The organism is Pantoea ananatis PA13, assembly GCF_000233595.1.
Lineage (GTDB): Bacteria > Pseudomonadota > Gammaproteobacteria > Enterobacterales > Enterobacteriaceae > Pantoea > Pantoea ananatis.
The window spans coordinates 2347742-2372403 of the sequence record NC_017554.1; the positions used below are offsets into that span (position 1 = coordinate 2347742).

22 protein-coding genes are annotated in these 24662 nt (G+C 55.8%); 15 read left to right on the plus strand and 7 right to left on the minus strand.

The window, feature by feature from the left end; genetic code table 11:
- Positions 1–13: 13 nt before the first annotated feature.
- Positions 14–922: a LysR family transcriptional regulator gene (locus PAGR_RS11080; RefSeq protein ID WP_014605807.1), complete on the minus strand. Its 909-nt coding sequence runs from the start codon at positions 920–922 to the stop codon at positions 14–16.
- 92 nt (positions 923–1014) lie between these two features.
- Here PAGR_RS11080 and PAGR_RS11085 point away from each other — a divergent pair, with 92 nt between their 5' ends.
- The 4 genes from PAGR_RS11085 to PAGR_RS11100 are packed head-to-tail and all read left to right on the plus strand — an operon-like array spanning position 1015 to position 5404.
- On the plus strand, positions 1015–2145 hold the full coding sequence (locus PAGR_RS11085) for a DSD1 family PLP-dependent enzyme (RefSeq protein ID WP_014605808.1): 1131 nt from the start codon (positions 1015–1017) through the stop codon (positions 2143–2145).
- A 30-nt stretch (positions 2146–2175) separates the two neighbouring features.
- Entirely contained in the window at positions 2176–3648 is a 1473-nt protein-coding gene (locus tag PAGR_RS11090; RefSeq protein WP_014605809.1) for an aldehyde dehydrogenase family protein, read from the plus strand.
- Between the two features lie 24 nt (positions 3649–3672).
- The gene (locus tag PAGR_RS11095; protein ID WP_014605810.1) at positions 3673–5004 is read left to right on the plus strand and encodes an NAD(P)/FAD-dependent oxidoreductase; all 1332 of its coding nucleotides are present in this window, start codon (positions 3673–3675) and stop codon (positions 5002–5004) included.
- Positions 5005–5014: 10 nt separating this feature from the next.
- Entirely contained in the window at positions 5015–5404 is a 390-nt protein-coding gene (locus tag PAGR_RS11100) for a RidA family protein (protein ID WP_014605811.1), read from the plus strand.
- A gap of 80 nt (positions 5405–5484) precedes the next feature.
- Here PAGR_RS11100 and PAGR_RS11105 read toward each other — a convergent pair whose 3' ends face one another.
- On the minus strand, positions 5485–7365 hold the full coding sequence (locus tag PAGR_RS11105; RefSeq protein WP_014605812.1) for a M48 family metallopeptidase: 1881 nt from the start codon (positions 7363–7365) through the stop codon (positions 5485–5487).
- A 364-nt stretch (positions 7366–7729) separates the two neighbouring features.
- Positions 7730–8776: a GntR family transcriptional regulator gene (locus tag PAGR_RS11110; protein ID WP_014605813.1), complete on the minus strand. Its 1047-nt coding sequence runs from the start codon at positions 8774–8776 to the stop codon at positions 7730–7732.
- A gap of 284 nt (positions 8777–9060) precedes the next feature.
- On the opposite strand from PAGR_RS11110, the gene PAGR_RS11115 reads away from it, so the two are divergent.
- Genes PAGR_RS11115 through PAGR_RS11155 form a run of 9 tightly spaced genes read left to right on the plus strand, consistent with a single transcriptional unit; the run spans position 9061 to position 17312 of the window.
- A complete protein-coding gene (locus PAGR_RS11115) occupies positions 9061–10437 on the plus strand; it encodes an amidase family protein (protein ID WP_014605814.1) in 1377 nt (458 codons plus the stop codon).
- Positions 10438–10456: 19 nt separating this feature from the next.
- On the plus strand, positions 10457–11332 hold the full coding sequence (locus PAGR_RS11120; RefSeq protein ID WP_013025811.1) for a polysaccharide deacetylase family protein: 876 nt from the start codon (positions 10457–10459) through the stop codon (positions 11330–11332).
- A 34-nt stretch (positions 11333–11366) separates the two neighbouring features.
- The gene (locus tag PAGR_RS11125; RefSeq protein ID WP_014605815.1) at positions 11367–12737 is read left to right on the plus strand and encodes an MFS transporter; all 1371 of its coding nucleotides are present in this window, start codon (positions 11367–11369) and stop codon (positions 12735–12737) included.
- Positions 12738–12746: 9 nt separating this feature from the next.
- Positions 12747–13520, plus strand: coding sequence for an SDR family NAD(P)-dependent oxidoreductase (locus PAGR_RS11130; RefSeq protein WP_014605816.1), 774 nt, complete (start codon positions 12747–12749; stop codon positions 13518–13520).
- A 9-nt stretch (positions 13521–13529) separates the two neighbouring features.
- Positions 13530–14276 (plus strand): SDR family NAD(P)-dependent oxidoreductase, encoded by a 747-nt coding sequence (locus PAGR_RS11135; protein ID WP_014605817.1) that lies wholly within the window; start codon positions 13530–13532, stop codon positions 14274–14276.
- A 10-nt stretch (positions 14277–14286) separates the two neighbouring features.
- On the plus strand, positions 14287–14571 hold the full coding sequence (locus PAGR_RS11140) for a hypothetical protein (RefSeq protein ID WP_014605818.1): 285 nt from the start codon (positions 14287–14289) through the stop codon (positions 14569–14571).
- Positions 14572–14594: 23 nt separating this feature from the next.
- A complete protein-coding gene (locus PAGR_RS11145) occupies positions 14595–15614 on the plus strand; it encodes a CobW family GTP-binding protein (protein WP_014605819.1) in 1020 nt (339 codons plus the stop codon).
- A gap of 4 nt (positions 15615–15618) precedes the next feature.
- Positions 15619–16815, plus strand: coding sequence for an ABC transporter substrate-binding protein (locus PAGR_RS11150; protein ID WP_013025806.1), 1197 nt, complete (start codon positions 15619–15621; stop codon positions 16813–16815).
- Positions 16816–16850: 35 nt separating this feature from the next.
- A complete protein-coding gene (locus PAGR_RS11155; RefSeq protein WP_014605820.1) occupies positions 16851–17312 on the plus strand; it encodes an NUDIX hydrolase in 462 nt (153 codons plus the stop codon).
- 932 nt (positions 17313–18244) lie between these two features.
- Here PAGR_RS11155 and PAGR_RS11160 read toward each other — a convergent pair.
- The 4 genes from PAGR_RS11160 to PAGR_RS23145 all read right to left on the minus strand — a co-directional run bounded on the left by PAGR_RS11160 (position 18245) and on the right by PAGR_RS23145 (position 22700).
- Complete coding sequence (locus PAGR_RS11160; protein WP_014593738.1) at positions 18245–18781, minus strand: C40 family peptidase; 537 nt, start codon at positions 18779–18781, stop codon at positions 18245–18247.
- A gap of 253 nt (positions 18782–19034) precedes the next feature.
- Positions 19035–19748 (minus strand): MgtC/SapB family protein, encoded by a 714-nt coding sequence (locus PAGR_RS11165; protein ID WP_014605821.1) that lies wholly within the window; start codon positions 19746–19748, stop codon positions 19035–19037.
- Between the two features lie 307 nt (positions 19749–20055).
- Positions 20056–22383, minus strand: a complete 2328-nt coding sequence (locus PAGR_RS11170; RefSeq protein ID WP_014605822.1) for an FdhF/YdeP family oxidoreductase — start codon at positions 22381–22383, stop codon at positions 20056–20058.
- 152 nt (positions 22384–22535) lie between these two features.
- A complete protein-coding gene (locus PAGR_RS23145) occupies positions 22536–22700 on the minus strand; it encodes a DUF2256 domain-containing protein (RefSeq protein ID WP_013025800.1) in 165 nt (54 codons plus the stop codon).
- A 154-nt stretch (positions 22701–22854) separates the two neighbouring features.
- Here PAGR_RS23145 and PAGR_RS11175 point away from each other — a divergent pair, with 154 nt between their 5' ends.
- Together PAGR_RS11175 and PAGR_RS11180 are read left to right on the plus strand one after the other, a co-directional pair.
- A complete protein-coding gene (locus tag PAGR_RS11175; protein WP_193372495.1) occupies positions 22855–24189 on the plus strand; it encodes a glycoside hydrolase family 10-like protein in 1335 nt (444 codons plus the stop codon).
- Positions 24186–24623 carry a GNAT family N-acetyltransferase gene (locus tag PAGR_RS11180; RefSeq protein ID WP_014605824.1) on the plus strand — a complete coding sequence of 146 codons (438 nt, stop codon included), beginning with the start codon at positions 24186–24188 and terminating at the stop codon, positions 24621–24623. Before PAGR_RS11175 ends, PAGR_RS11180 begins: the two co-directional genes overlap by 4 nt.
- Positions 24624–24662: the final 39 nt, after the last annotated feature.

The following is a 24662-nucleotide window of genomic DNA, read 5'->3' on the forward strand; positions in this document are numbered from 1 at the left end:
ACACCAGGGAGGCCTAATCGATCTCCCAAGGCGGTGCGCTGAAGGTGTGTTTCATCAGGTCGATAAAACCCTGAGTGCGGGGAAGCCGCTTTTTTTCCTGCAGGCTGGTCAGGGCGACGATATCGGCAGACGGCAAGGTAAACGCGGGCAGCAAGGGAACAAGAAGGCCCTGGCGGATCTCGCGGCTGATATCCCAGGCGGAGCGCACCATAATCCCTTTACCGCTCAGCGCCCATTTTTTAATGATACGACCATCATTGCTGGCGAGACGTGGCGTAATCCTTAGGGTCGTTTCGTCCCCGTTGTGGCTGAATGTCCAGCGCGTCACATCTTCCGCATTTTCCCGGATCACCAGACAGTGATGGTGCTGCAGCGCATCAGGATGCGTCGGCGTACCCTGCTGCTGCAGATAAGCCGGCGAGGCGCAGAGTAAACGCGGATTGGCGGCGAGCCGGGTGCTGTAGAGCGTGGAGTCGCGCAGATGGCCGATATAGATCACCACATCCCACTTATCGGCCTGCATCCAGTCGGGGTTATCAGAGAGGGTGAGATCAATACTGAGATCGGCATGGCTGTCGGCGTACTCCGCCAGCAGCGGGGCAATGTGTTCGGAACCAAAGCCCAACGGGGCCAGCACTCTCAGCGTTCCGCTGATGCGGTTTCGTGTCTGATCGATCACATCCTGCAACTGGTCTATCTCATGCAAAATCACCCGGGCGCGACCCAGCAGAGCTTCGCCTTCATCGGTCAGAATGATGCGTTTTGCCGGACGCAGGATCAGCTTCACCCCGATCTTTTGTTCAATACTTTGCAGGCGCTGCGTCACGGAAGGCGGCGTGATATCCAGATGGCGCGCCGCCGCTGCCAGCGTAGGATGCAGGGCAATGACCTGAAAAAAACGTAAATCTTCGCTGTTGATCATTAGGTTCAAACCTAATCATTAATTGGGCCTGACGGCATTTTAAACAGATTTAAACGATGAGAGCATCAATAAAACCTTACAGGAATTCGACGATGCTCAATCACTTAACCATAACCACGCCTTATCTGCTGTTAGATAAAGTTAAGTTTGAACGCAATATCAACCGCTTGTATCAGCGAATCGAAGGGCAACGCTGTCAGATTCGCCCGCATCTGAAAACGCTTCGCACTCTCCAGTCTGCGCCTTATCTGCTCAAAGCATCCTCTTCACCTGCCACCGTTTCTACCCTGGCAGAAGCCGAAGCCTTTGTCGCCGCTGGCTTCAGTAATGTGCTTTACGCCGTGGGCATTGCGCCCGCTAAATTGCCGCGTATTGCCGCCCTGCGGAGCAGCGGCAAACAGGTGCATGTGTTGCTGGACAGCATGGCGCAGGCACAGGCCATCAGCGATTACGCTTTACAGCATCAGGTGACGTTTTCCGTTTTCATTGAGATCGACTGCGATGGCCATCGCGGCGGCATTCGACCTGAAGACGAGACGTTGGCCGAGATTGCCGGTCATCTGCATCAGCACGGGATGGTAGTGGAAGGGGTGATGACCCACGCGGGCGAGTCCTACCATTGCCGCACGCCGCAAGACATTCAGCGGGCGGCGCAGCAAGAGTGCCAGGCTGCCATTACCGCTGCCCAGCATATCCGTGCCGCAGGGATCACGTGCCCGGTCGTCAGCGTTGGCTCCACGCCCACGGCGCATGCGGCTACGGACCTCACGGGCGTAACCGAGGTGAGGGCCGGGGTGTTTTCCACCTTCGATCTGTTTATGCACAATCTGGGCGTCTGCACCCAGGACGACATTGCGCTTTCGGTGGTGACAACGGTGATCGGCCACAACCACGACAAGGGCTGGGTTTTTGTTGATGCCGGCTGGATGGCCATGTCACGCGATCGCGGCACCGCCTCACAGGATACCGATTATGGCTACGGGTTGGTGTGCGACGACGCGGGTTGTCCGTTGGGATTGCTGCTGACAGCCACCAATCAGGAGCACGGAATTATTGCGTTGCCGCGCGACAGTGCGTATTCCACCGGAGATTTTCCACTGGGTACCCTGCTGCGCATTCTGCCCAACCACGCCTGCGCGACCGCCGCGATGCATACGCACTATCAGGTGATCGACACCCGAAACGGCGAACATGAGGTCTGGCAACGCATCGTTGGCTGGTAGCGTTTTTTCCATTCATTGTGAGAGGACATCATGTCAGATTTTGATCCCGATAAGGTCCGTCTTTCGACCGGGCATTTTATCAACGGCCAGTTTGTTTCGGCATCCGGCAAAACAATGGGGATTAAACGTCCCTCGGATGGCCAGCATTATGCCGACATCAACGAAGCGGGCGCAGAAACGGTCGGCGAGGCGGTAAGCCTCGCGGAAGACGCGCGCATTCGCAGCGGCTGGTCAAGCTGCTCGCCACGCGAACGTGGCGCGGCCATTTCCCGCTGGGCGGATTTGATCGATGCCGACAAAGATTATCTGGCGCAGCTTGAGGCGGTGGGCTCCACGCGTCCGATAACGGACACGATCAATATTGAAGTGCCTTTCACCGCCGCTGCTCTGCGTTTTTATGCAGAATGTGCAGACAAGTACAGCGGAGATGTGTTTCCAACCCAGAACAGTAGCCTGGGGATGCTGGTGCCGGAACCTTATGGCGTGATCGGCGCGATCACGCCGTGGAATTTCCCGTTGTCGATGGCGTCGTGGAAGTGCGGCCCGGCGCTGGCTGCGGGAAACGCGGTGGTGCTCAAGCCCTCTGAGCTGACGCCATTTTCCACCGCGCGGCTGGCTGAGCTGGCCGTGCAGGCCGGTATTCCGCCCGGCGTGCTCAACGTCGTTCAGGGCGGCGGACAGGTCACCGGCAATGCACTGGTGACCCATCCTCTGGTCAGAAAGGTGTCCTTTACCGGTTCAACCGCGACCGGGGCGGCGATCATGAGCCAGGCCGCGTTGCACGGTACCAAGCCCGTGACGCTGGAACTGGGCGGAAAAAGCCCGCAGCTGGTTTTTGACGATGCAGGCGATGCGGATGAAATCGCCGAGCGCCTGTTTCTGGGCTTCACCGTCAACGCCGGTCAGGCCTGTGTTTCAGGGACGCGTCTGATCATTCAGAAAGGTATCGCGGAACGGGTCATCGAAAAGCTTATCGCCCTGTGCAAAACACCGCTGCCCGGTATGACCTGGCAGGCCGCCACGCGTTACTGTCCGCTGATCGATCAACGTCAGGGGGAAAAAGTCGCGACGATTATCGCGCAGTCCGTGGCGCAGGGGGCCAGCATTCTGGCCGGCGGCCAGCGTTACGAAAACACCGCGCAGGGCTGGTTCTGGCAACCGACGCTGTTAGCCAATGTGAATCAGGATAACGTCGCGATTCAGGAGGAGATCTTCGGACCGGTGCTCACCATCCAGACGTTTAGCGATGAAGAAGAAGCCCTGGCGCTCGCACAGCATCGCGTTTTTGGCTTATGTGCAGGCGTGCATACGCTCAACATGCCACGTGCGATGCGGCTGATGAAAGCCCTGGACAGCGGTACGGTCTGGATCAACCGCTATCGTCGAACCTGGGACTTTATCATTCCAACCGGCGGCTTTCAGGGGTCCGGTTTTGGCAAAGATCTTGGGCGTCAGGCCTTTGAGTCATGTCAGCGTTACAAGAGTGTTTTAATCGATTTTTAACACCTTTACTGGAGATCACAGACGATGCCCGCACCGCTCAGGCTTGTTCAGGACAGTACGCATTTCCCCGATTCGGTGGATGTGGTGATTATCGGTGCCGGGATTGCAGGTGCAGCGACATGTTGGGAGCTGACCAAAAAAGGCTATCGGGTTGCCGTGATCGAAAAGGGCCTTGTCGGCGCAGAGCAGTCCAGCCGTAACTGGGGCTGGTGCCGTCAGCTTAACCGCGACGAGCGGGAAATTCCGCTTATTCTGCACGCCCTGCAACGCTGGCATGCGCTGAGCGACGAGATCGGGATGGACGTAGGGTTTCGCGCCAGCGGGCTGGTCTATGCCACGCGAACGGAGAAGGATATTCGCAACTGGGATAACTGGGGCAAGATGGCAAAGCAGTACGGCATTCGCAGTCGAATGCTGAGTGCCGCCGAGGCCAAAACGATGACGCCGGGCAGTACCACAAACTGGCATGGCGGCGTACATTCCCCTGACGACGGTTATGCCGACCCGGCTTTAGCCGCGCCAGGGCTGATGGAAGCCGCGGTGAAAAAGGGCGCGTTTCTGTTTCAGCGCTGTGCGGTTCGCGGGCTGGATATCTCGGCAGGACAAGTCAGTGGGGTGATAACCGAACGCGGCCTGATCAAAACCGCCCGGGTCGTATGCGCCACGGGCGCCTGGACATCGCTGTTTTGCCGCCGCCACGGCATCGATCTGCCCGCCGGTAACGTCATTGGCAGTGCGTTTCGTACCCATCCTGCAGAGCAGCCGCTCACTCTGCCTTTCTATACGGATGCCTTTGCCTGTCGTCCACGCCAGGACGGCGGTTATACCATTGCGCTGTCTGGAACCGGACGGCTGGAGCCGGGGTTCCAGGGCTTACGCTATGCCCGCGAGTTTTTCCCCTTATACAAAGCCCGCCGGTTAAATCTGGAAACCAAAATCCGGCTCTCATCGTTTTTGCATGGCCCTGAATCCCGGGCAAGCTGGTCTATGGATAGCCTTTCACCCTTCGAGAAACTTCGGGTGCTGGATCCTCAGGTTTCAGACGGCATCGTTGAAAAGGGGCTGGCGGCGATAGGCAGGGAGTTTCCGGCGCTGGCCGGGCTGCGGGTGACTCAGGCCTGGGGCGGCGTGATTGACTGCATGCCGGACGACATTCCGGTCATTTCTGCCGTACCGCAGCTTCCGGGGCTGATCCTGTCTTGCGGCTACAGCGGCCATGGATTTGGTATTGGCCCCGGTGCGGGACGTCTCACGGCGGACCTGGTCACCGGGGATGCGCCGATTGTCGATCCCACCGCGTTCCGCTATTCCCGTTTCCGCGACGGCACAACGCTGAAAAAGCCGGGCATGATGTAAAGAGGTGAAGATGCAACCATTAATACACGCGCGCGATATACAGGACACACCGCATCCGGGCCACTATTCGCACTATGCGCTGACCTCGGGATTGATGTTTATCTCCGGCCTGTTGCCAGTCACGCCAGCCGGAGAAATGCGTAGCACGGCCTCCTTTGCTGAGCAGACGTCGCAGGTGTTGGCCAATCTGGAGGCCTGCCTGCAGCAGGAAGGCCTCAATAAGCATCATCTGGTGATGGTGAGGGTTTATCTGGTGGATGTCGGGCTGTGGGTAGAATTTAACAGGCTGTATGCACAATGGCTCGGCGAGTGGAAACCCGCCAGAGCTATCGTGCCGGTGCCGGAACTCCACTACGGCGTGCTGCTGGAGGTTGAAGCAACGGCGGCAACGGGCCGCTAAAACGCCTGACGTGAGCCTGTCCGGCAGCCGTGGTGTGTAAAAAATAAAAACCGTCGCAGGCGCGCCCGCGACGGCAGAGGTCAGGCCGTGCCTTGCGGGGTTTCCGGCTGCACCTGCTCTTTCAGCGCCCGCACCGTCTGGTGGCGATGCCAGTAATAGTTGAGCGTGTATTTAACGTGTTCAATCTCTTTTTTCAGACCGGGCAGGCGGATTTTGCTGCGCTTTTTGCCCTGTGCATTGGGCTGAACATGCTGCACATACACACTGTCTCTGCCGAACTGACGCAGCACGTTAATATTTTTGACGTTATCCCACTCAAGCAAACCGGCTGAATGCGGCTGCACGATGCCTTGCCAGGTAATGATCATCTGCGAACCATCTTTGAGCGTAAAAGGCACATCCGGAAAATACTTTAAGACCAGCGCGGTCTCTTCTTCACCCGTCGGTTGGTAACGCCAGGCCAGGCTCTCTTCATGTTGCGAGGTGAAGTCTCGCTCATATTTTTGCCAGAGCCGCTGCTCTATCTGATCGGCGACCGGGATTACATCGACCCAGCTGTCCGCCGGTGATGTCGCGGCGATGACGGCGTAATCCGCCTCTTCCACGGCATAGTTAACGTTGCGCATTCTTTCAGACAATGGGGGATGGGAATCAAAGGGATGGGGGATATTCTGTTCACGCATCGTGCTGACAAAATCTGCGGAACTCACGTGTTGCGGCAGGCCAACGGCGATGGCCTGACTGATCCCGGGTGCATTTTCATACAGCGTTTTATTTGCAAAAAGCTTACGCTCAACTTCGTAACGATAGCTGGCATAGGCTGAGATTTTGATTAACGATTCAATAATCGCCGCAGAGGAGACGCGCGCGGCGGCGTTCCGGTCGGCGATAAATTCGCGTTCACGGCTGTTACGCTGCCACGCGAGTTCGAAGAACAGGCGATAAAGATAGAGCGGATAAAAGACAATAAGCGTGGACAGATTCTCGCTCATTAACTGCGTATACATATCGAACCGATGGAGCTTTGGACCCAGCAAGGCACCCGATGCCGTATCGCCTTCGTGCAGGTGTGTCAGTTCATGCACCATCACGCTGTCAGCCTGCGCGGTACTCAGCTGACGCAGCAGGGGAATACTGACATACAGTTTTCGGCCTTGCAGTGGCTGGTCGTTCACGCTCAGCGGTGCTTCTGTCACGAAGAAGTTGGTATCGATACCGGCGATGATGTGATCCGGCGGGATAGTGCCCACGCTGGCCGCCAGCGCGTCAACACGCGCCCAGAGTGCCGGGGCTGCTTCGCGGCTGACCACGTCGCCTTCAATGCTCTCCTCCGGCGGCAGCTTTTTAAAGATGCCTTTGACCATGTAATACATCGCAGCCAACACCAGCAGCGCGACCAGGATCACCAGCTTTGGATAGTATTTTTGCGTGAAAAAGGCGGTGCCCCAGAAAGAAAGCCACACCAACATGGCGCCCTGTACCAGCACCTGCAGCGAGCACGCCAGCATTAAAAAGGGACGCGCCAGGCGGAGGCTGAGTAACTGCCCCCGTCGGCTTTTAAATGCCAGCGCACTGAACAGAAGGATCATCAGCAGAATGACGCCGCTGAAAACCATCGTCCATAGAGCGACTTTGCCAATGAGATAAAATTGCGACAGTTCGGAACCCGGTCCACAGACGGCATTTTTATAGTCAATCAAATTATCGGCGACCGGTCCGCAGACGCTGGAAGGCGGATTGGCTTGCAGAAACTGCATTAATTTACCCAGACTTTGATTCTGCGCACGCGCATTATCGATAAAAATCTGGGTGTATTCCTGATCGAGTTCGTGACTGCCGTAGTGAGCAAAAACCAATGTAATCGCAGGGGTTAAAAACAGCGTGAGCAAAAGCCATAAGAAAACTTTTGCATATCCTTTTTTCAATGCCGTTAATTTATTCACAATAATTCGCTCGCTCATTGTCGGTGGGGGGGACAAGCTGTTTATTATCTGGCGATACTGACAGGGCGTTTCCGACATCAGGAAAATGGCGTGAGATCCGTCTCAGCATGCTTCAGCTTTGTGCGTGTCTTATTTGTGCGTGTCTTAGAAGAGCAAGATGGATTATATGCCAGCAATTACTTTACGTCTTCTTAACACTCGTGGCGTTCAGCGGCAAAAAGCCGATCTGTCAATGCGAGAGGCTCGCGGCGGGGCTCGCAGTAAAACGATCCTGTGGCAGGCTGGCCGCATGTTCATCAGTCACGCGATTTTCGTCTGATAATTTATGATTGAACCTGATTAATGCGGCGCGTTTCGTTTTAGATTTTTTCGCTGGAAGGGCTTACTGGCGCTCCATAAAGACCGGCAATTCAGGCACCGGTAACACGGATAAGACTTTCAGGCGCTGTAATGTTCTGACCTGCGCCCGCTCAAGGTGATCGCGCATACAGGCGGCCGCCAGTTCCCAGTTCCTTTTCAGTAAAAATTCATAGACCAGGCTGTGTTCATCCAGCATTGCGCTGTCGACAGGAATGCTGAGCCGCTCGTAGAAAATTCGGGTGACGATAAACGGCGATTGATTTTGCCGTAAAATTTGCATCATCAGCTTATTGCCCGCAGGCTCCAGGCTGCGAATGTGCAGATCTTCTTCCAGCATTTCGAGTTCCGCGGCATTAAGCTGTTTGCCCCGGCAGGTTTGCACGTTATCCAGCCGCGCGTTAAGCCAGGCAACACTTAACCGTTCCCCGGCTTTTCGTAATGCGGCCGGCTCCAGATGCGCCCTGATTTCAAAATGGTCAGCCAGTTCGCGCGCGGTTAACGGGCCTGTCAGCCACTGAGAATAGGGCTCTTTTTCTACCAGCCCCTTGTCGCGCAGGCGCATCAGGCTCTCACGTATCACCGCGCGGCTGGTGTTATAGTGCTTCGCCGCGCCCGTTTCATCCACCTGGTAGCAGCCGAATACCATCGCGGTAGACAGGATCCCCTGCAGATTTTCCAGCACTTTTTCACCCGTGCTGCGCGTATCAACCAGCTCGTCGCGCTGTTCAAGGCCGAACAGCTCGCGCGTTAGCGCAATGCGAACCGGCTCAACGTCCTCTTTATCGCGCGCAACGATAAATCCCCGACCTTCAAAACGGGCAACCCAGCCTTCATCATGCAGCATGCTTAACGCCCGCCGGACGGGAACACGACTGGTGCCAAACAGTTGCGCCAGCGGACCTTCCAGCAGCACAAGCCCTGCAGGCACGCTATTCTGCTGAAAAACCTTCAGTAAAACCTGGCGAATACTTTCGTAACGCGCAGAGCCTGCATCGTCCATGTCCGTTCCCGTCACCTTGTTTTGCATTGTTTCATCTTCTGCTCTCCGTCCTGCCAGCCACATTAGCATATCTGACAGCACTCCCGGTGCAGGCTATCAACAGCACTGATGTAGTGCACCTTGCCCAATAATGGATCACTTTTAAATTAATACATTTAATGTCTGCGTGCAATTTCATCTGTGACGTGACGAAATTATCGAAAATGCGGCAAATAACCCCTTGATAACACATCAAATTTAATTATAAGGATCGACATGATCACAATTATGCAACTTAACAGTGCTTTTTATGGCACCGTTATTGCTATCTTCAAATGTACATTGAAACGTAATATACATTTAAAGGTGATGCTGTGCAGGCCGAAAATGTTCGTCAGTTATTCATGGCTGGTCAGATTGATGCGCTGGGAATCAGTGCGCTCTATGCACAACAGCGCCTGTCGCCGCTGGCCTTTACCACAGCCTGTCTAAAAGCGGCTGAAAACGCGCCTTCCGTTTTCATCTCAATGACCGCCGCCCGTGCCCGCGAAGAGGCCGAAGCCTCAACGCTGCGCTGGCAAGCGTGCCGCCCGCTGAGCCCACTGGATGGTATTCCGGTGGCCTGGAAAGATCTGTTCGATATTCAGTCAAGCCAGACCTCCGCCGGGTCGGCTACGCGAAGCAATGTCCCTGTCGCACCACAGGATGCCGCGCTGGTGGCACAGTGTTCGGCAGCAGGACTGGTGACGCTGGGTAAAACCAACCTGAGTGAATTCGCGTTTTCCGGCCTTGGACTCAATCCCAGTTTTGGTACGCCGGCCATCCGGGGCACTACGTCGCAGCTTTTTGCACCCGGAGGATCGTCCAGCGGCGCGGGACGGGCAATTGCGGAAGGTCTCGCCTGTATCGCCTTTGGCACCGACACTGGCGGCTCAATACGGATTCCTGCCGCATTCAGCGGCACGATTGGCTATCGCGCCAGTCGCCAGCGCTATGTGACAACGGGCGTCTATCCTCTGGCGCACTCGCTGGACACGGTGGGGCCGCTATGCCGAAGCGTACGTGATGCTATTGCCCTGGATGACATTCTGTGCGGCGCGCAAAAAATGCGCTTTCCTGCGCCGCACTTTCGTGTCGACGAGGCCTTACTGGCCGCGTGCCAGCCGGCCGTGCGTGAGAACGCTTGTCGCCGGATAGCCCAGTTGACGGCCGCCGGGTTCAGAATTGATCACGCGCCACTTCAGGCCTTTAACCAGGCACTGGCCTGGATTGCCGATAAGGGCTGGCCGGGTGGACGTGAGGCCTGGCTGCTGCATCGCGAACTGTTAGCCTCGCCTGACGCGGCATTGATGGATGCGCGCGTACGGGAACGCCTGCTTGCCGCCAGCCATCAGGATCCTGCGGTGCTTGAAACGTTTCTGGCACAACGCAAGTCGTGGCAACAGGCACTGGCGGCAGAACTGGACGGGGCGGTGCTGATTACGCCTACCGTTGCCCACACCGCACCGGAACTGGCCCCCTTGATGCAAGACGACGATCTGTTTGCCCAGACCAATCTTGCCACGCTGCGGTTAACCATGCCGGGCAGTCTGCTGGATATGCCGGGAATCGCTTTGCCGACCGGCAAAGACGCAAACGGGCTGTATACCAGCCTGCTTTTTTCCCTTCCTGCTGGCGAGGATCGCCGGCTTCTTCACGCTGCCAGCACGGTCGCAGGCACGTTTACGGCAGACCATTCCGTCTGCGCTTAACTCCTTAGAGGAAAGACTCATGGCTAAAGAAATTTTGTGTGCATTTGGTGTTGATGTGGATGCGGTTGCGGGCTGGCTGGGTTCTTACGGCGGGGAAGACTCGCCGGATGATATCTCACGCGGACTGTTTGCCGGGGAGGTGGGTGCACCGCGCCTGCTGAAAATGTTTGCTGAACACCAGTTGCGTACCACCTGGTTTATTCCCGGTCACTCCATTGAAACCTTTCCTGAGCAGATGAAAGCGGTGGTGGACGCAGGGCATGAAATTGGCGTTCACGGTTACAGCCATGAAAACCCCATCGCCATGACACCCGCGCAGGAAGAAGCCGTACTGGACCGCAGCATTGAGCTGGTCACCCAGCTGTCCGGAAAACGTCCGACAGGCTATGTGGCGCCCTGGTGGGAATTCAGCAACGTGACCAACGAGCTGCTGCTGAAAAAGGGCATCAAATACGATCACAGTCTGATGCACAACGACTTTCATCCTTATTACGTTCGCGTCGGCGACAGCTGGACCAAAATTGATTACAGCCAGCATCCCGACAGCTGGATGAAGCCGCTGACGCGTGGTGAAGAGACCGATTTGGTCGAGATCCCCGCTAACTGGTATCTCGATGACCTGCCGCCAATGATGTTTATCAAAAAATCGCCAAACAGCCACGGCTTTGTGAACCCCCGTCATCTGGAAGAGATCTGGCGCGACCAGTTCGACTGGGTCTACCGCGAAAATGACTACGCGGTGTTTACCATGACCATTCATCCCGACGTTTCAGGTCGTCCGCAGGTGCTGCTGATGCTGGAACGTCTGATCAAGTACATCCAGAGCCACCAGGGTGTGCGATTTGTCACCTTCGACGAAATCGCAGATGACTTCTTAGCGCGCAAACCGCGTTAAGTTTCTTTCCTTTATCTTGCAGAGCGATCACGACATGAGCATCTACAAAAAAAAATCCGTTAACGGCTGGCAGCCACAGCAGTTAACCATCAGGGATGTGAAATTCGCCACATGGATTGCCTTCTTCGCCTGGATTTTTGCCGTTTACGACTTCATTCTTTTCGGCACGTTACTGCCGGAAATCGGCGGCCATTTTGGCTGGAGTGAAGTTGAGCAGTCGGAGATTGCTACCTGGGTCGCTTTCGGCGGGGCGGTCATCGCCCTGGCCATTGGGCCACTGGTCGACCGGCTGGGGCGTCGCATGGGCATCGTGATTACGGTGGGTGGCGCGGCGCTGTGCTCGCTGCTGACCGCAATTGGCGGCCTGTGGGGCAAGGGCGCGTTAACCGCTATTCGCTCCGTCGCTGGCCTGGGCTATGCAGAGCAGACGGTAAACGCCACCTATTTATCTGAGCTTTATACCGCACTCGACGATCCTAAACTCAACAAGCGCAAGGGCTTCGTTTACAGCCTGGTGCAGGGCGGATGGCCGGTGGGTGCGCTGGTCGCATCAGCCCTGACCGCGATTCTGCTGCCGATCATTGGCTGGCAGGGGAGCTTTATTTTCGCCGCGTTCCCCTCGCTGGTCATTGCGCTGCTGGCGCTCAGACTCAAAGAAACGCCACAGTTTGAAGTGCAGAAAAAAATCAAAACGCTGCGCGAGCAGGGCAAAGACAAGGATGCCCGTCAGGTGGCTGCCGACTATCTGGTGCCGTATGAAGATCAGCCTAAATCGGGTTTTGCTTCGGCGTTTCGTGGCACCGCCCTGCGTTCGACCTTAGTGCTCGGCATTGCCATTCTGCTGAACTGGTTCGCAATCCAGATCTTTAGCGTGCTGGGCACGACGGTCATCACCAAAACCCACGATGTGTCGTTCAATAACTCGCTGCTGATCCTGATTCTGTCGAATCTGGTGGGTTACTGCGGTTACCTGGCGCACGGCTGGCTCGGCGATCGGATTGGCCGCCGCAACACCATTGCCGGAGGCTGGATGCTGGGCGGTATTGCCTTTGCCGCCATGCTGTTCTGTCCGGACAACTTTGCCATCATCGTTGCGCTGTACAGCGTCGGTCTGTTCTTCCTGATCGGACCCTATGCCGCTGCCCTGTTTTTTATCAGTGAAAGCTTTCCTACCGCAATCCGCGCGACGGCGGGTGCCCTCATCATGGCGATGGGACCGGTCGGTGCCATCGTAGCCGGTATTGGTACTACCTCGGTGCTGAGCCAGGGCGGCCACTGGCAGGAAGCCGCTCTCTGGTTCGGTGCCGTACCCTGTTTTGTCTCCGGCATCATTATTCTGTTTGCACGACCGGCGGCGCAACTGGATACCCAGGTCAGCGCCACCTCGACCCAGCCTCAGGCTTAAGGACAGCATATGCAGAATGAAAACGGAACGCCGGTCGCCGCTATCAGCGGTGCCGCTAGCGGCATTGGTCTGGCGCTGGCCACGCTGTATGCGCAGCGTGGCGTGCGGGTGATTGCGGGTTATTACCCGCAGGATCCGCACGATCCGGCGCTGGCGTCAGCACAGGTTGAAGCCGCGGGCGGAGAGGCACTCTGGCTGCCGCTCAACGTTGGCTCCACCGCCTCCGTCGATGCATTTATCGCCCAGGGCGTTCAGCACTTTGGTCGGCTTGACTACGTGGTAGCCAACGCCGGCATTCTGCGCCGCGCAGGCATTGATGAGATGAGCGATGCGCGCTGGGATGAGATGCTGAATGTCGATCTGACGGGCGTGATGCGGCTGTTCCGCGCTGCCGCCGCGCATCTGCATTCCGGGGCCAGCCTGGTTGCCGTGTCATCGATTGCAGGCGGGGTTTATGGCTGGCAGGACCATGCTCATTACGCGGCGGCGAAAGCCGCCGTACCGGGCATTTGCCGGTCGCTGGCGGTGGAACTGGCACCGCGCGGCGTCCGCTGTAACGCCATTATCCCCGGCCTGATCGAAACGCCGCAGTCGCTGGATAAACACAACTCGCTTGGCCCGGAAGGGCTGGCGAAAGCGGCGCACGCGATTCCCCTTGGGCGAGTCGGCCGGGCGGACGAGGTGGCAAAAACAATCGCGTTTCTCACCAGCGAAGAAAGCAGTTATCTCACCGGGCAAAGCCTGATTGTCGACGGCGGGCTGACCGTCCGCTGGCCTGATTAAGGAGAGAGTATGCAGTTAGCAAGCAAACGCTGCGTTGTCAGCGGGGCGGCCAGCGGAATCGGGGCCGCCATCGCTACGCTGTTCGCCCGCGAGGGCGCACACCTGATACTGACCGACCGGAACAGTGAGCATCTGGAGGCCATGGTGACACGCTGTCGCGCCTTAGGTGTGCCCTGTTTTGGTGTGGTAGCGGATGTCGGGGAGGTCGACGGGGCCACGGCGGGCGTTGATGCCTGCCTGGAACGGTTCGATGGGATTGATATTCTGGTTAACAATGCCGGTATGCTCACGCAGGCCCGCTGCACGGATATCACGCTGGCCATGTGGGAGCAGATGATGGCGGTGGATTTACGCAGCGTCTTTCTCGCCACCCAACGTGCGCTGCCTTCCATGCTGGCGCAGCGCTGGGGAAGGGTGATCAATATCGCCTCGCAACTGGGAATAAAGGGCGGCGCAGAACTGAGCCATTATGCCGCCGCCAAAGCGGGTGTGATTGGTTTTACCAAGTCTCTGGCGCTGGAAGTCTCTGCCGATAACGTGCTGGTGAACGCGATCGCGCCGGGGCCAATTGAAACCCCGCTGATCGATGGCATCAATCAGGCGTGGAAAACCGCCAAGGCCGCTGAGCTACCGCTGGGGCGTTTCGGCCGGGCAGACGAGGTGGCACCGGTTGCGCTGCTGTTGGCCAGTGAGCCGGGCGGCAACTTGTTTGTCGGTCAGACGCTGGGGCCGAATTCTGGCGATGTAATGCCCTAAGGAGCACGCGATGTGTGGAATGTGCGGATTGCTGGATAATGGGCCGCAGTGGAGCGATGCGCTGGAAAACAATCTGCCCCAGCGTCAGCTCCGCCTGCAGCAGCTGGCGCTGCTTAACCGGGCGCTTAAGCCCTGGCGACTGAGCTTAACCGAGTTTCACACCAGTTGGGTGCTGTCCAGTCCCACGGGGCAGCAGGTCATGGTGAGCTCGCTGGACCTGCTGTGGAAAGAAGCCGAGAAGATGACCCGACGCACTCTCGATCCGCTGGATGAGACCTGGCTGGCGGCGCTTTGATGGCGAGTAACGGAGAGTCCGCGATGCGAAATGAAAAACTGCCGCTGCATATCCTGAGCGGCTTTCTCGGTAGTGGTAAAACCACGTTGCTAAAGGGCTGGCTGACGCACCAGAATCTTAACGATGTTGCGCTGCTGGTGAATGAGTTTGGTGAAGTCGGAATTGATCACCATCTGTTAAATGAAGTGGCACCGGATACGGTGCTGTTACCCAGCGGCTGCGTATGCTGCCAGATTCGCGGTGAACTGAAAACGGCGCTGCTGGACCTCTACGAACGCCGTACGCGCGGCGAGCTGCCACCGTTTAGTCAGGTGATACTCGAAACCACCGGGCTGGCCGATCCTGCGCCCATTCTGTCAACCTTGCTGCACGATCCGCAGCTTAAACACCATTTCAGTCAGGGCACGCTGGTGACGCTGGTCGATGCAGAGCACGCCCGTTTACAGTCGGCCCATCAGCCCGAATGGTTAGCCCAGGTGAGCGCGGCTGACAAACTCCTGCTCAGCAAATGCGATCGGATCGATCACGACGGTTTGCTCGCCCTCCAGACATGGCTTGGCGGTTTAAACCCCCTAGCGGAGCTGAGCGATACGCAACATGCGCTGGCCGAACCCGGGCAGTTATTCGCGCTTCGCCTCGCCAAAGGAACGCACGCACAGCGGTTTCGCTGGCTTGGTGCCGTGGGCGATGCCCGCTACAATCTGACTCCCGGACAAAAAACGCATCATCACCCTTTAACCCAGACCTGCGTCATCACTCTGGAAGACGAACTGAACTGGCCCGCGTTTGCTATCTGGCTGTCAATGCTGTTACATAGCCATGGGCAATCGGTCTTGAGAATGAAGGGCATTCTGCGTTTTAGCGGCACCAGTGCGCCGGTGGTGATTCACGGCGTTCAGCATACCTTGCATCCGCCCATACATATGAACGACTGGCCGGGGGATTTAGACACTTCCAAACTGGTTTTTATTCTGCGCGGACTCGACGCAGAGCGGCTGAAACAGGGATTTAACCGCTTCCAGCAGGCGTTAAAGGACAGGTAAAACGATGAATTCTGCAGCGAAGGTCAACGATCAACTCACTTTACGCGTGCTCGGGACCTCCGTCACGTTGCTCGAAATGCTACGCGTCAGCGCCGAGAAAGATCTGGGCATTCGCATTGAATATTTGCTGCACAGTGTGGAAGATGCGCAGCGCATTGCCGTCATGCAGCCTGAGAGCTATGACCTTTACGATCAGTGGTTTCACAATATTGATTTTGTCTGGCCCGCGCAGGCCATTCAGCCGCTGGAGATTAAACGACTCAAATACTGGGACGAGATCACCCCGCTGGCTAAAACCGGCAGGCTGCGTCCAGATCTGCCGCTCGCTGACGGCAGCGTGCCCTCTGAACGGCTTTATGTGCAGCGCGACAGGCATCTGGGCAGCCATGCCAGCGATCACATCAGCATGTTGCCGCTGACGCACAACGTTGACAGCTTTGCCTATCACGCCGACAGGCTCCCGGCCGCGTTACAGCAGCAGGAGGAAAGCTGGGGATGGCTGTTGCATCCTTCACTAACGGGCCAGGTTGCCTTACAGGAAGATGCGGCAATGGGCGGCATCGATGCGGCGCTTGCCATGCAGGGCGCAGGTCTGGCGCGCTTTGCCAACACGGGCAATCTTACGCTCGAAGAGATCGACCTGCTGACGCAGCAACTGGCGCGCCTCAATCGTAACGGGCATTTTGCGGCATTCTGGGCCTCCCAGGATGAAGCCTGCGACCTCATTGCCAATCAGCAGGTGGAAGTGCAGAGCCTGTGGGCGCCCATCTATTTCCGTCATCACTTTCATCAACGTGGCTATAAAATGGCACGTCCGCGTGAAGGCTACCGCGCCTGGTACGGCGGCATGTCGCTTTCGCGCTGCGCGACCGGCAGAATCAAAGACGCGGCCTACGACTATTTAAACTGGTGGCAGTCCGGCTGGCCTGGCGCAGTGATGGCGCGGCAGGGTTACTATATCTCCAACGCGGAACGCAGCCGGGCGCATCTGTCAGCTGCAGAGTGGGATTTCTGGTACGGCGGCCAGCCTGCGAGAGAGGTGCTACTGGATGCCTGGGGTGCACCGCTGATTCCCCAGGGTGAAGTGCGCGACGGTGGTAGCTACGACGCGCGCATGAGCCATATTGCCGTCTGGAACGCCGTCATGGATGAACATAACTACCTGACGCGCCGCTGGCAGGATTTTTTGCGGGCCAGTTGAAGGACTGTGCCAAGCTAAAACAGAAGGAAGAAGGCATGCGTACGCGCCGCTCGGCCCGACTACTGATCCTCAATGCTTCGCATAACCTATTGTTGTTCCGTTTTGTGCATACACAGGATGCACTCGCAGGCCATGCTTACTGGGCAACGCCGGGCGGCGGCGTAGAGAAGGGCGAATCCTTCGAGCAGGCGGCGCTCAGAGAACTTTATGAAGAAACCGGTATTCGCCGAAACGATCCTGGCCCGTCCCGAAGAGAGCGATGCTTTGTCATGACGCTGCCTTCGGGCGAACGCGTTCAGGCACATGAGCGTTTTTTTATCATTAATGTCTCGAGAGACGAGATTGATACCTTGGGTTGGAGTGAAAACGAAAAGTCGGTTATTGCCAGCTATCACTGGTGGTCGATTAGTGCACTTAATGCCACAACCGAAACGGTATATCCAGACAATCTCGTAGAAATGTTGACCAGCATGGATTCAGATTCCTCTGGGAAGTAGAAAAAATAAATGCTGGAAAAAACTGACTAAGCCAGAAGAAGGTCGGTTAACCCGTTTATAGCGATACGATCATGCAATTATCCAGCCCATAAATAAGACATATCGACGATACTTGAAAATTTAAATACATCATCTAATGATGTATTTATTAATTTCACAGGCTACGCATATAGGATGCTGAAATTACTTTTTATTGATCATAGCGCTAACCCACAGAGACATCATCAGGAAAACATCCCTTATTCGCTCTAAAAACACGCTTTCTCTATGCTAAGTGAATCTCGACAGAGCAGAGATGCTGATGCGCATTTCGAACCATGAACATGCGTCGCAAAAGTTCATCATCATTTAATCTCACTGAGTAAAGAGGAAAGTCGCAAAACGACAAAGCAGTTTTTTCGATAGGAAAACTTAAAGCCAGGGCGAAAAGAGACAGAAATGGCTTCGTATCCGAAAAAGACGGGCTAAACGGCCATATCAAAGTCTACCTGCAAAAGTGCGCATAATGTATATTATGTTAAATAATACATCCCGACACGTACCCGGTTACGCACCGGCACCTCACCTGCGTCCCCTCTGGACCTGAAGCCCGTAATCACCGGGCGCGCTACGTGAAAACTGGCGCACAGAACCCCTGCGGGTTATACAGAATTCACGTAGCGTTGCCTGTCATGATCTGACTATTGCCCACTTTCAGCTGCACGGCAGCGTCATCACACTCCGTTATTCATGCGTCATGCGCTTTGATCGTTCAGGCTGCTCTCGCACGTACTCATCAGCAAGCAATCATAACAACGCGAAGAATAATCACCCGCGCGCAAACTGCCGCTGCACAGATTTCGGCGTTGTAGTTTCAGCACTGTGTTTTCAGCTCTACGGCAGCAAGTTTTCCAGTTACGCACTCGCCAGCAAACCGCTTTGCGTTCTTCGCGTCAACTTGTTCGGTTCAACGTCACCTGCGCGCCGTATTCACGCGTCAGCCGGCGCGACTGGTAATAAACGGATTTCCAGTATGGGTTATCCAGTGACGAACGAATCACGCCTTTGCTGGCCGAGGCATGAATAAACTGATGGTCTGTGTCATAGAAGCCGACATGCATACCACCGCCGATACGGAAAAACACCAAATCGCCCGGCTGTAAATGTTCCGGTGCTACGCGTACGCCCATATGCAGCAGATCGGCGGTAGTCACGCGGTCCATCGGCAGATTAAAGCGGTCATGCAAAGTACGCCAGACGTAACCAGAGCAGTCCACGCCCGACAGCTGCGTGCCGCCCCATTGGTATGGCGTATCATGCCAGGTGTGCATTTGGTCGTGAAGTGCAGCAACAATGGGAATTAAATCAGGATTTTGAGCTGAATCCGATGCGGAAACGTCCTCTGGAGCTTCGGGACGAGGATGATGGCTGCAGCCGGAAATCAGCAATATAAGGCCGGAAAGTAAAAAGAAAGATGTTCTACGCTTCATCGAGTGATCCGCACAGTAAAGATAAAGAGTCAGCAAAGTTAAGGGATTTATAACCTATTCATTCGCTTATAGAAATATCAAAGCTCCGCTTTACTTAACCTTACACTTCGAGCGTCAGGCCCTCCTTATATAGCTCAAAATTTGTGCGATGGGAACAGAAATTAATAAACAAAATCACGCTACTACGCGAAATCTGACGGATTACTCCCCTGCCCGTTCCTCAGAATTCACGTAGCGACGCCTGTTTTTTGTTCTATCCGTTTTCACTCGGATCCAACCCGCACACCTGCCAGCGCACGGAACTGACACCTTTCTCCAGGCTGATGCGACTCACCAGACTTTCCAGCTGTCCGGTCATGCTGGGCTGTCCCATCACTTCAGCATTCACTTCCATACGATGTGGCGGATCCATATCTTCGCTATGGAGCGACTGCAGGCGCAAGCCGCTGTTGCCCAGGCTGTGCAGCATCAGGCTGCGTACCTGAACTTCATCCTGAGCCAGACAGACAATTTGTACTTTATAATGTTGCACCGCTTCGTCGGCGGAGACGATGGACTGACGATTAATGCCCAGCGCCAGCTCGCGCAGCAGGATATTGGCGCACAGAATCACCATGCAGCCAATCGCGGCTTCAAGCAATAATCCCATGCTGCACAGCACCCCAACGGCCGCGGTACACCACAAGGTGGCGGCAGTGTTCAGGCCACGAACGTTTAATCCGTCGCGCATAATCACCCCGCCGCCGAGAAAACCAATACCAGAAACCACATAGGCGGCAACGCGCGTCGCGTCGCTGGCAATGCCCGGCACACATTGGGTCATAAGAACAAACAAGCAGGCGCCGGTGCTCACCAGCGCATTCGTACGCAAGCCGGTCATACGTTGGCGCAGTTGGCGTTCGCTGCCAATCAGCGCGCCAAGAATCAGCGCAGCCGACACGCGCAGTAAAAAGATTTTCCAGTCCATGATAAACCTCTCTCCGCCACGCACGTATGCGCAGTACGGAAAAATAAAGATGAATAAAATGGATTACAGCGGGCGCTGATGCACAGAGCACATCACGTTATGGAGGGAAGATTGAGCCGCCATCTTAACGCGCAGTTAAGACAGCCAGAAGACTATCTTACTGCAGAAGCCAGGTGTAATCGTTCGGGACTTGTGTCCAAGGTTGATTGCCTCATGAGTAAAATTCCCGGCGATTATAGCCATCTGAGTAGAGATTTCCACTCAGATGGCCGTTCGTTAAGGTTTGGTTTAGACCAGCAGAAAACCGTTAGCGGCGCGTTGCGCCATCCGCCGGCGCCTCTGTCTGGGCCAGTTCCATCATTACCGGGGTGCTTTTATAGGAAGGAATACCGCTTTTCGTGTCGTAGCTGTCCAGCGGTATAAGTACGTTAGCCTCGGGATAATAAGCTGCGACCGAACCTTCAGCCATGTCATGTACGGCAATGGTGAGATTATCAATACGACGATGCGTTGGGTTTCCGTCAGGATCCAGCGCAATCACATTCACCCGATCGCCCATGCGGACACCGTTTTTTTCCGCCTCATTTTCACTGATAAACAACACATCACGGCGTCCTTTGATTCCGCGATAGCGGTCGTCAAGGCCGTACAGCGTGGTGTTATATTGGTCGTGGCTGCGCAATGTCGTCAACACCAGGTCGTGGCACTTCAGCGAGCGCGGATCTTCATTGATGCCTTCCATGACCAGGAACTGCGCTTTGCCCGACGACGTGTGCCAGACTCGCTCGGAGGCGCCGTTGGGTAAACGAAACCCGCCTGGCTGCTGGAGGCGCTCATTAAAGTTTTCAAAGCCCGGCACCACTTTCTCGATGGCGTCGCGAATGAGGCTGTAATCGGCGATCATGCTGTCCCAGTCCACTACCGTGCCCGGCAGCGTGGCTTTCGCCAGGCCGGCAACCAGCGCGGGTTCGGATTTCAGATGCGGTGAGGCAGGATCAAGGGTACCGCGTGATGCATGCACCATCGACATGGAGTCTTCAACCGTGACGCTCTGCGCGCCGGATTGCTGCCGATCGATCTCTGTGCGGCCTAACACCGGGAACAGATAGCTGTGTTTTGCCAGAAGCAAATGCGACCGATTCAGCTTGGTGGCCATATGCACGACCATGTCCAGCTTGCGCATGGCAGGGAACGTCACCTGGGGATCGGACATCGCTTCGGCCAGGTTACCACCGAGGCAGAGCAACGCGTTGATTTTGCCATCCCGTATCGCCTGAACGGCCTGTACCGCACTGTGACCATGTTTGGCCGGTGGTGTAAAGCCAAAAACCTTTTCAAGACTGTTCAACAGGCTTTCGGAGGGAATCTCAGTGATGCCAACGGTACGATCGCCCTGCACGTTAGAGTGACCGCGTAAAGGGCAGATTCCTGCGCCCTTCTTGCCCATATTGCCGCGCAACAGTAGCAGATTGGCAATCTGCTGAACATTTTGCGTTCCATACTGGTGCTGGGTAATCCCCATGCCGTAGCAAATGATTGTGCGTTCAGCATTGGCATAAAGGTGAGCAATATGCTGGATTTGCTCGCGCGTCATACCGGACACTTTCAGGATATGATCCCAGTCTGTCGCAGCCAAATCGGCTTTTAACGCGTCAATACCTTGCGTATGTTGTTCAATAAAGGTCTCATCGAAGATGCCAGGGTTGCCGTTCGCTTTAGCTTCATCATCCATCGCCAACAAACATTTCATCACGCCTTTCAGCATCGCGGCATCGCCGCCTACCCGAATTTTATAATAGGTTGAGGCGAGTTCCGTTGAGCTGAGGGTTATCATCTGAACCGGACTCTGTGGCGCGGTAAAACGTTCAAGACCGCGCTCGCGCAGTGGGTTGATGGCGACGATTTTGGCACCGCGTTTTGACACCTCCTGCAGGGTTGCCAGCATGCGGGGATGGTTGGTTCCAGGATTGTGACCGATGCAAATCACCAGATCACAGTGGTCAAAATCATCCAGCTCCACCGTGCCTTTGCCGATGCCAATGGATTCGGGTAAGCCTACGCTGGTTGGCTCATGGCACATGTTTGAGCAGTCGGGGAAATTGTTGGTCCCAAACTCGCGGGCAAACAGCTGCCAGAGAAACGCCGCTTCGTTAGAGGCGCGGCCGGAGGTGTAAAACTCCACGCTGTCGGGATCCTGGTAACTCCGCAGTCGCTCGCCAATTTCGTTAAAGGCCGTTTCCCATGCAATGGGCTGGTAGGTATCGCTGGCGGGATCATACTTCATCGGATGCGTCAGTCTGCCCTCGCCTTCAAGCTCATGGGCATTACGCCCCCATAGCTCGGTAACGGTATGCGCCGCAAAAAATTCAGGTGTGGTGCGTTTGCTGGTCGCTTCCCAGGAAACCGCTTTTGCGCCGTTTTCACAGAACTCAAACGATGAAGTATGTTTAGGATCGGGCCAGGCGCAGCCCGGACAGTCAAACCCTTCAGGTTGGTTGACCTTGAACAGCGCAATGACATCCTGGGTTACCGCCATCTGTCCGCGAATGGCACCGGCCACTGCTTTTAACGCGCCCCAGCCGCCCGCCGCACCGTCATAGGTATGAATGCCTGATGTGCTCTCTTGCTCTTTCATATTGCTCCACAATCACTGTTATTGGCTTTTCTTTAAGCCTGGTACAGTAATTGCGTTGGTGCGTGGGAACAGTGATGTAAAAGCCAGGATAACTTTTGCTAAATGTTACATGGCAGGTTATCGCAGGCAAAACCACAGGATTTTACCGGCTTTCAGGCATCGGCATTTGTGGCTCGCCGCTGCCGACGGCAGCGCTCGGAGCAATATTGCACCTCTTCCCAGCACTTTTCCCACTTTTTGCGCCAGGTCATCGGTTTCTGGCACTGTTTGCAATAGCGAACCGGCAATGACTGTTTATTGCCTTTAAATGTTTTCATTTATCGCTCCTTTGCTCAGGTTACGCCTCAGCATAAAAAGTTCAGGCGCCGGGTAAGGCAAACTGCGTGACCTGATGCTGGCAGGGCTGATTGACTTTGCGGCAAATAGGATCAGAATAGCCTGCATCAAGGACTGCGCTACACGGAGTTTATCATCATCAGCCTTCGCGATCTTTTCCGCCTTAACGCGGCGGTAAAACCCGGCCTGTTAGCCTCGGCTTTACTGCTGGTCAGCTGTGCCTCGACGCCGCCTAAGTCACTGGTTACGCCTTTTCCGCCCGCCAGCAAACCTGCGCAGCCTTCTCAACCGGTGTCGCATAACGCCCCCATGCGCGGCGTCTGGCTCACCACCGTTTCACGCCTCGACTGGCCGCCGCTCGCCTCGGTGAATATCAGCAGCGACGACGTGCGCATCCGGGTGCAGAAAAAAGCGTTGACGGATAAGCTGGATAAACTGAAAAGTCTGGGAATCAACACGGTGTTCTTCCAGGTTAAACCTGACGGAACTGCGCTCTGGGATTCAAAAATCCTGCCCTGGTCAGACATGATGACCGGGAAAATTGGGCAGAATCCGGGCTTTGACCCGCTGCAGTTCATGCTCGATGAAGCGCACCGGCGCGGTATGCGGGTACATGCCTGGTTCAATCCCTACCGTGTATCGGTGAATACCAAACCTTCAACGGTAGCCGAGCTAAACCGCACGCTGTCGCAACACCCTGCCAGCGTATTTGTGCTCCATCGTGACTGGATTCGTACAGCGGGGGATCGCTATGTGCTCGATCCGGGCATTCCCGATGCCCGTGACTGGATAACCAGTATTGTGGCTGAGGTGGTCAAGCGTTATGACATCGATGGTGTGCAGTTTGACGATTACTTCTATGCCGAGTCCCCCGGCTCTGCCCTGAACGACAGCCAGACCTTTATTAAATACGGTCAGGGCTTTGCGTCCAAAGCAGACTGGCGCAGACATAATACACAGTTGTTAATCGAGCAGGTTTCCCACACCATCAAGCAGCTCAAGCCGAATGTAGAATTTGGCGTCAGCCCTGCGGGCGTCTGGCGCAACCGCTCACATGATGCGGCAGGCTCAGACACGCGCGGCGCGGCCGCTTACGATGAATCTTACGCGGATACGCGCCGTTGGGTGCAGGAAGGGTTGCTGGACTATATCGCGCCGCAAATCTACTGGCCCTTCTCGCGCAGCGCTGCCCGCTATGATGTGCTGGCAAACTGGTGGGCTAACGTCGTCAAGCCGACCAAAACTCGCCTGTATATCGGTATCGCCTTATATAAAGTTGGCGTGCCGGCCAAAAATGAGCCTGAATGGACGATTAACGGTGGCGTGCCGGAGCTGAAAAGACAGCTGGATCTTAACGATTCCCTCCCGCAGATTGATGGCACTATCTTGTTTCGTGAAGATTTCCTGAATCAGCCGCAAACGCAGGATGCCGTGAATTATCTGCGCAGCCGTTGGGGGCAGACTCGATGATTCATACCGACATCGTCCCCGGCAGCGCACCCGCGCTACAGACGCTGACGGCCCGCCTGTCAGCCGAGCTGTTGGCAATAACCGGCGACAACGGAACCCATCACTTTACGCCATCAGACGGGGCGCTGTGGATACTTGCCACCGATGAAGTGGGTAACGCTGTTGGCTGCGGCGCACTCGTGCATGTTTCCGCTGAAACCGCCGAACTGAAACGCATGTTTTCAACCCGACAGCACGCGGGAACCGGCGCGGCGCTGCTGTCAGCCCTAGAGCAGCTTGCCCGGGCGCGCGGCTACAAGGCAATTCGCCTTTCTACCCGCGTCGTTAATACCCGTGCGGTAGTGTTTTATCAGCGTCACGGCTATCAACAAACCGCGCGCTATGGTGTGTACAAGGATAAGCCTGTGTCGGTTTGTCTGAGTAAAACGTTATGAGCATTAACAATTATTTTACTAATTTGCCATAAATAGCAC

Excerpts from the sequence above, each read along its gene's own strand:
- PAGR_RS11080 (WP_014605807.1), bottom strand. The coding sequence starts at position 922 with ATGATCAACAGCGAAGATTTACGTTTTTTTCAGGTCATTGCCCTGCAT.
- PAGR_RS11085 (WP_014605808.1), top strand. The coding sequence starts at position 1,015 with ATGCTCAATCACTTAACCATAACCACGCCTTATCTGCTGTTAGATAAA.
- PAGR_RS11090 (WP_014605809.1), top strand. The coding sequence starts at position 2,176 with ATGTCAGATTTTGATCCCGATAAGGTCCGTCTTTCGACCGGGCATTTT.
- PAGR_RS11095 (WP_014605810.1), top strand. The coding sequence starts at position 3,673 with ATGCCCGCACCGCTCAGGCTTGTTCAGGACAGTACGCATTTCCCCGAT.
- PAGR_RS11100 (WP_014605811.1), top strand. The coding sequence starts at position 5,015 with ATGCAACCATTAATACACGCGCGCGATATACAGGACACACCGCATCCG.
- PAGR_RS11105 (WP_014605812.1), bottom strand. The coding sequence starts at position 7,365 with ATGAGCGAGCGAATTATTGTGAATAAATTAACGGCATTGAAAAAAGGA.
- PAGR_RS11110 (WP_014605813.1), bottom strand. The coding sequence starts at position 8,776 with ATGCTAATGTGGCTGGCAGGACGGAGAGCAGAAGATGAAACAATGCAA.
- PAGR_RS11120 (WP_013025811.1), top strand. The coding sequence starts at position 10,457 with ATGGCTAAAGAAATTTTGTGTGCATTTGGTGTTGATGTGGATGCGGTT.
- PAGR_RS11125 (WP_014605815.1), top strand. The coding sequence starts at position 11,367 with ATGAGCATCTACAAAAAAAAATCCGTTAACGGCTGGCAGCCACAGCAG.
- PAGR_RS11130 (WP_014605816.1), top strand. The coding sequence starts at position 12,747 with ATGCAGAATGAAAACGGAACGCCGGTCGCCGCTATCAGCGGTGCCGCT.
- PAGR_RS11135 (WP_014605817.1), top strand. The coding sequence starts at position 13,530 with ATGCAGTTAGCAAGCAAACGCTGCGTTGTCAGCGGGGCGGCCAGCGGA.
- PAGR_RS11140 (WP_014605818.1), top strand. The coding sequence starts at position 14,287 with ATGTGTGGAATGTGCGGATTGCTGGATAATGGGCCGCAGTGGAGCGAT.
- PAGR_RS11145 (WP_014605819.1), top strand. The coding sequence starts at position 14,595 with ATGCGAAATGAAAAACTGCCGCTGCATATCCTGAGCGGCTTTCTCGGT.
- PAGR_RS11150 (WP_013025806.1), top strand. The coding sequence starts at position 15,619 with ATGAATTCTGCAGCGAAGGTCAACGATCAACTCACTTTACGCGTGCTC.
- PAGR_RS11155 (WP_014605820.1), top strand. The coding sequence starts at position 16,851 with ATGCGTACGCGCCGCTCGGCCCGACTACTGATCCTCAATGCTTCGCAT.
- PAGR_RS11160 (WP_014593738.1), bottom strand. The coding sequence starts at position 18,781 with ATGAAGCGTAGAACATCTTTCTTTTTACTTTCCGGCCTTATATTGCTG.
- PAGR_RS11165 (WP_014605821.1), bottom strand. The coding sequence starts at position 19,748 with ATGGACTGGAAAATCTTTTTACTGCGCGTGTCGGCTGCGCTGATTCTT.
- PAGR_RS11170 (WP_014605822.1), bottom strand. The coding sequence starts at position 22,383 with ATGAAAGAGCAAGAGAGCACATCAGGCATTCATACCTATGACGGTGCG.
- PAGR_RS23145 (WP_013025800.1), bottom strand. The coding sequence starts at position 22,700 with ATGAAAACATTTAAAGGCAATAAACAGTCATTGCCGGTTCGCTATTGC.
- PAGR_RS11180 (WP_014605824.1), top strand. The coding sequence starts at position 24,186 with ATGATTCATACCGACATCGTCCCCGGCAGCGCACCCGCGCTACAGACG.